Below are 13,176 nucleotides of genomic sequence, written 5' to 3'. Positions count from 1 at the left end.
ATTATGGAGCATGTTATGACATCAACCACACCTGAGTACGACTACATTATAGTCGGTGCAGGATCAGCAGGAAATGTGCTGGCCACGCGTTTGACCCAAGATGCCAGTATCAAAGTATTGCTATTAGAGGCAGGTCGCCCAGACTATCGACTAGATTTTCGCACTCAAATGCCAGCCGCGCTCGCCATGCCATTGCAAGGCACGACTTATAATTGGGGTTACAAGACAGACCCTGAGCCCTATATGAATAACCGTGTTATGGATTGTGGTCGTGGTAAAGGGCTTGGTGGCTCATCGCTTATCAATGGTATGTGCTATATACGTGGCAATGCGCTGGATTTTGATGATTGGTCTAAGATAAAAGGGCTATCAGACTGGACATATTCAGATTGCCTACCGTACTTTAAAAAGTCAGAAAACCGCGATGTTGGCGAAAATGACTATCACGGTGCGGGCGGCCCTGTTGAGATGACCACCTCAAAGCCAGGGGTCAATCCGTTGTTCCAAGCCATGATTGAAGCTGGCGTACAAGCGGGCTATCCACGTACCGAAGATTTGAACGGCTATCAGCAAGAAGGCTTTGGCCCGATGGATCGATTCGTGACCCCTAATGGTCGCCGCGCGTCAACCTCTCGCGGTTATCTAGATCGCGCCAAGCCGCGTAGCAATATCACGATCTTAACAGGAGCACTGACCGATGTGATCTTATTCGATGGTAAGCGTGCCGTCGGTGTCAAGGTAGAGCACGACGGACAGACCAAAAAGTTCTATGCCTCTCGTGAAGTGGTGGTTTCGTCTGGTGCGATTGCCTCACCTCAGCTATTGCAGCGCTCAGGTATCGGCCCTGGTCAGTGGTTAAAAGACGCAGGCATAACTGAAATACTAGATTTACCAGGTGTGGGTAACAACCTGCAAGATCACTTAGAGCTGTATATGCAGTATGAGTGTAAGCTGCCTGTCTCTATTGCCCCTGCTAATAAGTGGTGGAATAAGCCTGCTATTGGTGCTGAATGGTTGTTTAATGGCACTGGTCTTGGTGCCTCTAACCAGTTCGAAGGCGGCGGTTTTATCCGTACCGATGAGAAATTCACTCATCCAAATATTCAGTATCATTTCTTACCACTGGCGGTACGTTACGACGGACGCAGTGCAGTCAAATCGCATAGCTTTCAGGCACATGTAGGGTCATTACGCTCACCAAGTCGTGGTCGCGTCAAGCTCACATCACGTGATCCGAAAGCGCATCCAAGCATCTTGTTCAATTACATGTCTCATGATCAGGATTGGCAAGAGTTTCGCGCGGCGATGCGTATCACGCGTGAGATCATGCATCAGCCAGCGCTCGATCCTTATCGTGGACGTGCTATTGCACCGACTGACGATTTGGTGACGGATGCTCAGTTGGATGAGTACGTACGTAATCATAGCGAGACCGCGTATCACCCATCTTGTACTTGTGCGATGGGCGAAGACAATGACTCCGTCGTCAATGGTGAAGGTTTGGTACACGGTATCGATGGCTTGCGCGTCGTCGATGCGTCTATCATGCCCAACATCATCAGTGGCAACCTCAACGCCACCACGATCATGTTGGCAGAAAAAATCGTTGATAAAATGAGAGGTGTACAGTTGCCACGATCAACGGCAGATTACTATGTCGCCAATGGTGCACCGCTGCGCGCTGAGCCTATGCGTGATTATCTCTCGACTATTTAAGTTAAATACAAACCTACATGTCAGTAACTGAATAAATAACAATATAAGAAAATTTTAACTATAAGGCCTTTCTAAGTAGAGGCCTTTTTTATCAGCGCTAACGTATTGGTACGATAAATATCGTTATGGTTGAAGCTGTTTATAATTTTATTTGCGTTTTATTTATTGGTACTGCTTTGTCCGTCATGCGGTGATTTATATATTGTGTGACGATTATCCATAATACTATGCCGGACAAAGCAATATCGGACCCTGTTTAATTTACCTATTGAGGTCTTTTATGTACAGTTCGCCATCACAAGATGTGACGAAACCTTTGAGCCTAAACAAAACGGTGTTTTTGGGCTCTGCTATTATTTCTATTTTATTGATAATCTGGACCATTGCTTTTCCAGATTATAGTGAAACCTTGCTGAGCGCGAGCATGACTTGGGTATCAGACAAGTTTGGCTGGTATTACATGTTGGTGGTTGCCGCTTATAGTATCTTTGCGTTGTTTGTTGGTTTTTCTAAGTACGGCGATATAAAGCTTGGTCAAGACCACGAAAAAGCACAATTTCCGTTTTTGGCGTGGGCAGCCATGCTGTTCTCAGCAGGTATCGGTATTGACCTATTGTTCTTTGGTGCCTCTGAACCTTTGATGCATTATTTGACCCCGCATACAGGCTTAGAGCCTGCTAGTACTGAGGCCATGCGCGAAGCACTGGCGCAAACCTTTTTGCATTGGGGTCTGCATGGCTGGGGTATTTATGCCTTGATTGGTATGGCATTGGCTTACTTTGCCTATCGCAAAAACATGCCGCTGGCACTACGCTCGCCGCTGACACCAGTATTTGGTGAACGCTTAATCAAAGGCTGGCTAGGCGATGGTATTGATACCTTTGGTGTCGTCTGTACGTTGATGGGTATTGCGACAAGTCTAGGTATTGGTGTGCTACAAGCCAATGCTGGTTTGACCCACGTATTTGGTATCGAATCTAGCAAGATGGTTCAGGCGCTTATCATCGTGGGCGTTGTCGCGGCGGCTGCTATCTCTGCGATGACGGGTGTCGAAAGAGGCGTACGTCGTCTGTCTGAATTCAACATGTTGTCATCAATTTTACTATTGCTTGCCATACTCGTGATGGGCAATACCGTATACCTATTGAATACCTTTACCCAAAATATCGGTCAATATTTCCAGACTATTATTTATAAGACTTTTGATGTTTATGCTTATGATGGCGCTGCTGGTGCCGAGTGGAAATCTTGGTGGACGATATTTTTCTGGGCATGGTGGGTTGCTTGGGCGCCATTTGTCGGTCTATTTATTGCGCGTATTAGCCGTGGTCGCACGCTGCGAGAGTTCGTGTTTGGCGTGATGTTTATTCCACTGGGTTTCATTTTTGCATGGTTCTCTATCTTTGGTAACACGGCGATAGACTTGGTTGCCAATGGTGCAACTGAGCTGGGTGAGATCGCTGTTAATGACGCTGCGATGGGTATGTTTGCGTTATTTGAGTACTTCCCTTATAGCGAGGTGCTGTCATTTGCTGGTGTAGTGATTGGTCTTATATTCTTTGTAACCTCAGCGGATTCAGGGGCGTTGGTACTTGCAAACCTGAGCTCACGAGGTATGACTAATGATACTGATGCACCGGTATGGTTGCGTTTATTCTGGGCAGCGGCAACGGGTCTTATTACGCTAGGCTTATTGTTTGCTGGTGGTTTTGGCTCATTGCAGTCGGTCTCTGTGATCGCAGGCTTGCCATTCTCTATCATTCTTGTGCTCTACATGATAGCGATGTGGAAGTCACTAAAAGAAGAAGGCAACAAACGCAAAGCGAGTACTATTGGTACTGCCAATGTCCTTGATAACGGTAAAGGCTGGAAAGCCCGCTTGCAACGTATTGTGAGTTTCCCAGGACATGCGCAGGTCGAAAAATTCTTGCACACTGTGGTGATGCCTGCCATGAGTGATGTCGAAAAAGAGTTCGAAGCGGGTGGTCTAAAAACCTCGCTAGATATCCATAATCTTGCGAGTATTGGTGAAGGTATCGATGCTGGTATGGATCAAGACAGCGGTCAAGTTGACGGTCTAAAACTGCGTGTCGGTCATGGTGATGAAGATGACTTTATTTATGAAGTACATTTGATCAAAGCTGAGCGCCCTAACTTTACGCTGAATACGTCAAGCAAGCATGCAGAGTACTATTATCGTGCTGAGGTATTCTTGAGAGAAGGGTCGCAAGAGTATGACTTGGTTGGTTATACCAAAGAGCAGGTACTGGTCGATATTCTCAATCAGTACGAGCGTCACTTGCAGTATTTACATCTAGAGCGTTAATTGACTATAAATAGCTATCCATTTATATAGGTACGATAGCTCATCATTGAACGCTTATATAAGAAAACACCCCATAAGTTGATGACAGCTTATGGGGTTTCTTTATGACAAAAACTCAGTCAGAAAGCAGGTGATGACCAGTCAAAGTAATTAATAAAGCAAGAAGTCAATACAAGCAGCATGTATAAGGTAAAATTAACTAAGACTGTGCTGATCAGCCAATAAATTGAGCATTTAAGCAAAGGATATCGTTGTGACTACATTAAAATACATTGCTCATTATCCAGAGCACATCCAAACTCAAGTTGCAGAGATGATGAGTGATGGCAGGTTAGGGGTATATCTCAAAAATAAATACCCCACCCAGCATGAGATCCAAAGTGATAAGGCGCTCTATCACTATATCAATGAGATAAAAAACCAATACATGCGTAAGATTGGCCCGCTATCGAATGTCAGCTATAGCAGTAAATTAAAAGTTCTAAAACATGCGCTAGGGATGCATACCACACAGTCTCGAGTACAAGGAAGTAAGCTCAAGTCGCACAATAGCATCACGGTGGCCAGTTTGTTCAAAGACGCGCCGCCAGATTTTTTGCGCATGATAGTGGTGCATGAGCTTGCGCATTTCAAAGAGCATGATCATAACAAGGCGTTTTATCAGCTGTGCTGTCATATGGAGCCTGAATATCATCAACTGGAGCTGGATATGCGTTTATGGTTGCATTGGCAAGAGCGCTGATTACATGGACGTTATATAGCCATACCATGTGTTTGCTGATAACTGAAAACACTCATCATTTGCAGTAACCGTGCTAAGCTTGCCTGTATTAAAATTTTTGCCATCAAACTATTCGCAATTAAACCATAAATACACATACGTACTCTTTTATTACTTCACTAAAAATAGAGAAAAAAATGATCAATACCAAAATATATAAAGCCATCTATACGTTAGCCGAAGAGCTATTAGAAGCCGATCGTAGAGGCAATCAATCGAAATTTGACGAGCTTTATGCTGAGCTAAAAGCCATCTGTACCGATAATGAAAATACTGATAAAGACCATCCAGAGCAATGGGAAACTCTTGCTGATTTTACAGAGGATTTAGATGAGGCATTGGTTATCTATGACAAAGCACTAATCAAAGCCACTGCTATCAACTCAAAAGATCATATGTCTTCAATAGCTTTTTCTATGGCGGTACTACAGCTTGAGATGGGTGAAAAAGAAACAGCCATCCAAAGTTTGCAAAATGCCAAAGTCACGGCAAACAAAATTGAAGACAAAGAATTTAAGGTTGAGATCGATGAGATGCTTACCAAACTATTGGCAGAGTAGTCTCAACTATAATCAATCCTCTATGAATTGAGTAATCTGATATGCAAGATGTACCTGTGGTGATTGTTGGCGGCGGGCTAAGTGGACTATACGCTGCCTTTTTATTAGAGCAAAAAGGCATCGCCTATAGACTGCTAGAAGCGCGTAATAGATTAGGCGGTCGTATTGCAGTCGCTAATTTTTCAAGTGCGCTCCATAATGGACAGGCTGCTCCTAACACAAGTATGGCTAATAAAGACAATGCTAATCAAGATACTAATAAAGATAGTGCTAATAAAGATAATGCATTTGATTTGGGACCGTCTTGGTTTTGGCCTGACTATCAGACGCAGTTAAGTACGCTCATTGAATCGTTGAACTTATCACGTTTTGCGCAGTTTGAAGTAGGCGATATGATGGTGGAGCGCGCTACTGATCAGCCGCCCGTACGAATGCAAGGTTACAAAAGCGCGCCGTCTTCTATGCGCCTAGTCGGTGGAATGGCGACTTTGATTGAGGCGCTATATACCCGCTTAGATGCTAAAAGTATCATCACCAATCAAACTGTGCAGCAGTTAAGTAGAGTAGGTGAGTATATCAACGTACAGAGCGTAGATGCCTCTGGACAAGTGACCATATCTCGAGCGCGGCATGTCTTGCTTGCGCTACCGCCTAGACTGGTAGCGGGTCGGATAGCATTTGAGCCACCACTACCACAGGATCTAATGACGCAGTGGCAACAGACAGCAACGTGGATGGCGCCCCATGCCAAATATGTGGCAGTCTATGAAACGCCATTTTGGCGAGATAATGGTCTCTCAGGGGCCGCGCGTAGTGCGATAGGACCACTCACTGAAATACATGATGCTTCTACTGTAGACAGTCATGGTGCCCTGTTTGGCTTCTTTGGTGTATCGGCGCAGGCACGGCAAAGTGTCTCTGATATCGTGCTAAAACAACATTGCCGCGCGCAATTGGTACGTCTGTTTGGTACGCAGGCGAGTAGTCCGGTAGCTGAGTATCTCAAGGACTGGGCGCAAGACCTATTGACAGCGATGCCTGCTGATATCAATGGCAACGGGCAACATGCCGTAGCACCACCAGCCAAACCAAAAACAGGCGCATGGCAAGACCAACTAACAGGCTGCGGTAGTGAGTGGTCAGCACAGTTTCCTGGTTATATTGCTGGCGCTATTGATGCGGCAGCCATAGCAGTACAAAGCTTGCCTGCGACAGTATTGTCCAAAGAGTGAATATCGCCAGAAAACCTATAGTTATACAAAAACATCGTCATCTAATAGGATAGTTGATGAATGACTCCCTCAAGCAAAAACCTGACCATAATGCGACTTGGCTAGTACCTGTTGCTTGCCTGCTGGTCGGTGGCGCGCTCACAGGTATCTCAACCAATCTCGCCAAATATGCTGTCGATACCGGTCTTACGCCACTAGCGTTTTTGTTTTGGTCGATCACTGGTGCAGCTATTATTTTATTGATCGTCGCATTCATCAAACAAGAGACACTTCCCTTTAGCGCCCGTAGCTTCGAGTATTATTTCGTTGCCGCCTTTGTCAGTGTGGCGGCTGCCAATTTACTGTTGTTTTCAGCGATTCCTCATGTTGGCGCAGGATTTGTCGCTCTTATTATATCCTTACCTCCATTGCTAACGTATCTTGGCGCACTGCTGCTGCGCATAGAGCGCTTCTACCTCTCCCGTGCGCTTGGTGTCGCTGCAGCACTTTTAGGAGCAGGGGTGTTGGCTATCCATAAGCTCTCCGCCCCAGATACCAGCGTGTTTTGGATTTTGGTCGCGCTGTGTGGACCAGTACTACTCGCCATTGGCAACATATACCGGACACTACGCTGGCCTGATAATGCCGCATTTAGTGCTCTCGCTCCGGGGATGCTAGTCGCCGCCTCTCTACTGCTGGCTCTATTTAGTGCGGTATTTAACTTTTCTGTCACGATACCCTTAGAGAGTGGGCTACCGCTTGGGTTGATAGCCGTACAGGCAGGTGTATTTTCTGGACAGTTTTTATTACTGTTTCTCTTACAAAAAACAGGCGGTCCTGTTTTGCTCAGTCTGTTGGGGGCAGTCGGGGCCATCTTTGGTGTCCCTATTGCAATATTTTTGCAGGGAGAGCATCCGCCTGAGGGTTTGCTGTTAGGAGGTTGTCTGATTACTATTGGCATAGCACTGGTGACATGGGGCGGTGTAAAAATGTCGACGGTCACAACAAAAAAAGAATGAAGGACGCTCAACAAACGCGCCAATAGGTAAGCATATCTGATCAATACTCTATAATCGTGCAAGTATTTGATATCTCGTCTTAATTACTCATAAAGTCTATATAGATCCAATAATTGGTTACGATTATCTCAAATCAATTTTTGTGAATATGGCAAAAAAGGAGTATAAGTATCGGGGTTATTGTTGTCTTGGATTCAGGCTATGAATGCAGCCACGCGTTATCGGTTATTAAATAATGTCACGATTCTTACTAGCATCATCGGAGTCGTTGTTGCTTTGTTGGATAGTGGTTTTACACTGCCGATGTGGCTACAACAAGGTTTCCATATTTTTTATCTAGTCATTATTTTTTTGAGCTTTGTAGTGACGGTTGGCCGTTATATCTACACAAATAAGCCGTTCACGCTCAATAAAGTGGCGGTATTCGATGCTTTTACCAGTATCGCTATTATCGTTTTACTTGTGGCACACTTTACTGACCTAATGCGTTTTGGGTTGTCTGCCGCTGTTGATGGCTTCGTCGCGATAAAAATAGCGGTGTTTGTCACCTTTATCCGTGAACTGTCTGATCACGAGTTTAATCTTAATCGTACCTTTCTGCATCCTGCGCAGTTTTTTATTCTAAGCTTTTTGGCGGTGGTGCTGGCAGGTGCCCTGCTGCTAATGATGCCCAATGCCACAACGCAGCCGTTATCCTTTATTGATGCGCTCTTTACCGCGACCAGTGCGGTTTGCGTAACAGGACTTATTGTCGTGGATACAGCGACCCATTTTACGACGTTTGGACAGGCCATTATTATGGGCTTAATACAAGTCGGTGGCTTAGGTATTTTGACATTTGTGACTTATTTTAGTTACTTTTTCAAGGGCGGCGTCAGTTATGAGACGCAAGCGAGTATCAGCGAGATGTCGTATATGCGCGGTATGGGGGATGTGGTCTCGACCTTGAAGTCAATCTTATACGTGACTTTCGGTGTTGAAGCAGTAGCAGCGGCACTGATTTATATCAGTATCTATGATATACCCGATATGAATTGGTCTGAGCAGTTGTTCTTTTCGATTTTCCATGCAATTTCAGCTTTTTGTAATGCGGGGTTTTCGACCTTTAGTGCGGGCATGTATGACGATTCGCTGCGCTTTAATTACCCGCTACAGCTGATCGTGGCGATGACCTTTATCTTTGGCGGTATGGGTTTTACTATTGTGGTCAATGTACTGCGCTATCTACGGCATCGCATCGAGCGACTACTGTATCGTCATGATCAGCGCTATTTTTATCAGCCTTGGTTGCTCAACATCAATAGCCGCATTACCTTGATTACGACTGGTGCGCTATTGCTGGTCGGTCTTATTGGAGTAATGATATTTGAATACGATAATGTGCTCGCTGACCATACCAGTATTTTTGGTAAGCTTGTCACAGGATTCTTTACCGCTGCCACGCCGCGAACCGCAGGGTTCAATGTGATTGATATGGGTGAGCTTGCATTCCCAACGATCATGCTGACGATATTTTTGATGTGGATTGGGGCGTCACCAAACTCGACAGGGGGCGGTATTAAGACCAGTACCTTTGCGATTGCCTTATTGAATACACTCAGTCTAGCCCGTGGGCAAACGAAGATCGAGGTGTTCAAACGTCAAATTGCGGAAATCTCCGTGCGCCGCGCATTTTCTATTATGTGGTTGTCACTGCTGGTCATCGGTACGGGTGTGACGCTCATTAGCTATGATCAGCCAGAGCTTGATTTGATTAAAGTAGTGTTTGAGTGTTTTTCAGCATACAGTACAGTAGGGCTGAGTTTGAATCTAACAGCAGATTTGTCAGATTTTAGCAAAGTGGTGATATCGGTCATTATGTTTGTTGGTCGGGTCAGTATGCTAACGATATTTATTGCGCTACTCAAAAACATGCGCCAACGCAATTATCGCTATCCAACTGAGGAAATTACGATTAACTAAATTTTTATACATAAATAATTTTACGTTCAGAAGCGAAAAATATAGTTTAAAAAAGGTCATCAAGGTTATGAAGTATATTATCGTAGGATTGGGGAATTTTGGCGCGTCACTAGGCTCTGCATTGACTAGCCAAGGGCATGAAGTGATTGGCATTGATAGCAATATGCAAAGGGTCGAAACCTATAAGGAAGTTATCTCTCATACGCTCTGTATGGATGCCACAGATGAGTATACCGTAAGCGGCTTACCCATCATTGATACTGACATCGTCATCGTGGCAGTTGGCGAAGATCAAGGCGCAAACGTGATGGCAACGGCGTTATTTAAGACCCTAAAAGCAAAACGGTTGATCAGCCGCAGTATTAATCCACTGCACGAAAAAGTCTTACAGGCTATTGGGGTGGACGATTTGATTCATCCTGAAAAAGAAGCGGCCAATCGCTGGGCCAAACGACTGTCGCTACGTTATTTTGTCGATTCGTTTGAGTTAAGCGATAACTTCAGTATGGTAGAGATTAATATTCCAAGTGTATTGATCGGTAAGACCATCGATGAATTGCAATTGGAGCAAAAGTTCAATATACGATTGCTTAGTACCTTGCGCTATGAGTATTATGAAGACAGCTTTGGTCGTACTCAGAGCAAACCGAGCATTCAAGGATTGGCAACGCCAGAGCAAGTATTAAAAGACCACGATGTACTGGTCATTTATGGCGCGAACAAACACATCAACCAGTTTTTACGTAGCGTCGGTGTGAAAATCAAATAACGGCTCAACAGCGTAGTGGCATAAGAAGATACAGGGGAAGTTTATGAATAAGCGCAGTGTAGCCGCTCTATTAGTTACCATTATGGCACTACTGTCTGGCTGTGATCCGTCCGCGCAAGATCCAAACGTCACCCTGTCCGAGAATCAACAAGACCCGATTGAGGCGTTAGAGGTGACGTCCAATGTGGATCGTAGCGAGTTTAGCTATAAAGAAACCTTTTATGTGCCCATTTATTCTGATATTTATACCGATAAAGACAATCGTAAAGTGTTATTGGCAGCGACGTTGAGCGTACGCAATACCACGTTGGAAAAATCACTATATATCAATAAAATTGATTATTACGATACCGATGGCGCTCTTGTCAAATCCTATATAGACAAGCCAATCGAGCTACCTGCGATGGCCACGCTCAACTATATCGTTGAAAAAGAAGAGAACAAAGGCGGCGCTGGTGCTAACTTTATTATCGAAGTTGAAGGCGCGGATGAGACGGTCAAACCTGTCATTGAAGCGGTCATGATTGGGAATTTTAGCAATAAAGGATTTGCGTTTAGTACCGAAGGCACGCCTGTGATACATTAATCGGATGTGTTAAAGAAAATAGCAATGTCGGCAGTGTTAACAACGGCAATAGCGGTAGTTCCATTTAATATAGCGACATTTAATATAGCGATATTCAAGGTAGTGATATTCGAGACAGTGACATTCAAGGAAGAATTATGTCTGCAACCAAAGAAGAAATTAACGCCTTTATGGCAATGGAGTTCCCTCAAACAAAATGCGTTGTTGAAGCAGTAAGCGCGCATGGCGCGACCTTATCACACGAGATTGGTATCAATGAGCTACGTCCCGGTGGCACAGTGTCTGGCCCTGTCATGATGGCCGTCGCTGATGTCGCCATCTATGTGGCGATACTGGGAAAAATCGGCATCGTGCCCTTGACCGTGACGACCAGCCTGACGATTAATTTTTTGCGTAAACCATCAGCAGATGCTCGTATTATCGCTGAATGCACCTTACTCAAAGTAGGGCGAGCGCTGATAGTGGGTGAGGTGTCTCTGTATTCGGAAGGCTCGGATGACGTTGTCGCACACGTAGTCGGCACATATTCTGTACCGCCTCAACGTATATAAACTCTTACTTCATAGTATATATTGCTTGAGTAATAAGTCTTTTATCGTTAGATTAGTACGCATTGAGTATTATAGACTTAGAGATCAAGACCATAATATTGCAATATTAGATCTCATCGAGATGACTTATCGTCATGATTTAATCATTACCTTTGAGTTATTGAATGACAGTCATTAGCGTAGTCACTACTACAGAATACTCTGCATAAAAAAAACCTCGCCAAGCATAACAGCTTGCGAGGTTTATTTTATGGTAGTACGGATTTCTAAAAGGTGGTATGAATTGGCATTTATTTTGCAACATTAAAGAACCAGCAACTATTATTTTTATAAATATTTAAATAAACAATAGTTTGTTTAATTATGGGATGAATTTTCATGTAAGATAGCACCTGCTCAGAAGAATGAGAGGTTTTTGTACGATAAAGCGATCTGGGTAATTTATTTATATTAATAAAATTAATGACTTAAGATAAGATTTACAGCTAAAAAGCGATGTACGGTCGGTTGGATGGTTTGACCGTACTGGTATGCAACTATAGTAACAGGTAGCATAAAAGTATACATAAGTGCCCAAAGGTGATTCGGAATACAGTAAGTAAGGGAGTAGTCATGGGAAATATACTCAGAAAGTCTATCAATATCATTGCTTTACCAGTAATGCTATTAGGAATGACAGCATGCTCTGTGACTGGTAACAACAGTATCGATAACGATGGAGGTAGTCGCCATGTGAGTAAGGTTGCATGGAACAACCAAACTGATGCTGATATCAACTATATATTAAACCAAAATGTATCTTCTGATAAAACCCGTTTGGTATTTATTAGATCCAATGACCGTTACTCTGAACAAACGAGTGCCAACATCGCAGTAAACAATCGGTTTCAAGTGAGTCTCCATGCAGGCAACTATACGGTTGTTGAATCATGTGTTGGTATAAACCAATTAAGCGCTCATGCCACGGGGTTCAAGGACAATAACTTGCTGGCAAATAAAAAAGAGTATGAGTTAGTAGGCGGTCAAACTTACTTTTTTTATGTGAATATGGCTCAAACGGGTCAAAGCATCTTAGAGCAGATCACTACCGCTAGCTCATTGCAACTACTAGAGAAAAAGCGTTATCAGTCTCATCAAATCAGTCGCGTTGTTCCTAACTGCCCAATACCTATCATAGCCGCACCACCAATTAATCCACCTGCTGTTATCAAAACACCGACACCAACACTGTCCGAAAGAATATCTATTGATCTTGAAATATTGTTTGAGACAGACAAGTCGATGGTACGTCCAGCCTATTATGCAAAAACGACCGAACTGGTCACGTTTATGAAGCAGTACCCGAATACTGTAGTAACTATCGAGGGACATACAGATAGCCGTGGTCAAAATGACTATAACAAAGCATTATCACAGCGCCGAGTCAACGCAGTGAAAGAGATACTAGTTAACGAATTCAGTGTTGCACCCAATCGTATAAGCGCTATCGGCTATGGCGAGTCGCAGCCAAGAGCAAGTAATGATACTGCAGCAGGAAGACAGCTTAATCGCCGCGTCGTCGCTATAGTAGAAGAACGTCCATAAAATGGATGACTAAGGGCTATCCTAAATGAATTTCAATCATTTAGGATAGCCTCAAGAAATTACTCTTTGGCAACTAACGCTGCCTAATATAATTATATCGTAATCTATATT

The 13,176-nt window shown here is 44.0% G+C and carries 11 protein-coding genes; all 11 read left to right on the top strand.

Features of this window, described 5'->3' with window-relative positions:
- Positions 1-15 precede the first annotated feature (15 nt).
- The 11 genes from betA (at position 16) to AC5JPY_RS04315 (ending at position 13,065) form a co-directional block, all read left to right on the top strand.
- On the top strand, positions 16-1,716 hold the full coding sequence (betA, locus tag AC5JPY_RS04365; RefSeq protein ID WP_493852199.1) for a choline dehydrogenase: 1,701 nt from the start codon (positions 16-18) through the stop codon (positions 1,714-1,716).
- Between the two features lie 280 nt (positions 1,717-1,996).
- Positions 1,997-4,042, top strand: coding sequence for a choline BCCT transporter BetT (betT, locus tag AC5JPY_RS04360; RefSeq protein ID WP_493852198.1), 2,046 nt, complete (start codon positions 1,997-1,999; stop codon positions 4,040-4,042).
- A 253-nt stretch (positions 4,043-4,295) separates the two neighbouring features.
- Complete coding sequence (locus tag AC5JPY_RS04355; protein ID WP_319052195.1) at positions 4,296-4,784, top strand: M48 family metallopeptidase; 489 nt, start codon at positions 4,296-4,298, stop codon at positions 4,782-4,784.
- A 176-nt stretch (positions 4,785-4,960) separates the two neighbouring features.
- Entirely contained in the window at positions 4,961-5,383 is a 423-nt protein-coding gene (locus tag AC5JPY_RS04350) for a tetratricopeptide repeat protein (protein WP_493852197.1), read from the top strand.
- Between the two features lie 41 nt (positions 5,384-5,424).
- A complete protein-coding gene (locus AC5JPY_RS04345; RefSeq protein WP_493852196.1) occupies positions 5,425-6,615 on the top strand; it encodes a flavin monoamine oxidase family protein in 1,191 nt (396 codons plus the stop codon).
- Between the two features lie 56 nt (positions 6,616-6,671).
- Entirely contained in the window at positions 6,672-7,613 is a 942-nt protein-coding gene (locus AC5JPY_RS04340) for a DMT family transporter (RefSeq protein WP_493852195.1), read from the top strand.
- A 201-nt stretch (positions 7,614-7,814) separates the two neighbouring features.
- Positions 7,815-9,575 (top strand): TrkH family potassium uptake protein, encoded by a 1,761-nt coding sequence (locus tag AC5JPY_RS04335; protein WP_493852194.1) that lies wholly within the window; start codon positions 7,815-7,817, stop codon positions 9,573-9,575.
- A 67-nt stretch (positions 9,576-9,642) separates the two neighbouring features.
- On the top strand, positions 9,643-10,344 hold the full coding sequence (locus AC5JPY_RS04330; RefSeq protein WP_319052200.1) for a potassium channel family protein: 702 nt from the start codon (positions 9,643-9,645) through the stop codon (positions 10,342-10,344).
- A 43-nt stretch (positions 10,345-10,387) separates the two neighbouring features.
- The gene (locus AC5JPY_RS04325; protein WP_493852193.1) at positions 10,388-10,930 is read left to right on the top strand and encodes a DUF3124 domain-containing protein; all 543 of its coding nucleotides are present in this window, start codon (positions 10,388-10,390) and stop codon (positions 10,928-10,930) included.
- A gap of 137 nt (positions 10,931-11,067) precedes the next feature.
- Positions 11,068-11,481 carry a PaaI family thioesterase gene (locus AC5JPY_RS04320; RefSeq protein ID WP_493852192.1) on the top strand — a complete coding sequence of 138 codons (414 nt, stop codon included), beginning with the start codon at positions 11,068-11,070 and terminating at the stop codon, positions 11,479-11,481.
- Between the two features lie 612 nt (positions 11,482-12,093).
- Positions 12,094-13,065 carry an OmpA family protein gene (locus tag AC5JPY_RS04315; RefSeq protein WP_493852191.1) on the top strand — a complete coding sequence of 324 codons (972 nt, stop codon included), beginning with the start codon at positions 12,094-12,096 and terminating at the stop codon, positions 13,063-13,065.
- Positions 13,066-13,176 lie beyond the last annotated feature (111 nt).

The organism is Psychrobacter sp. H27 (assembly GCF_059072655.1).
This window is presented reverse-complemented; position numbering and strand designations above follow the sequence as displayed.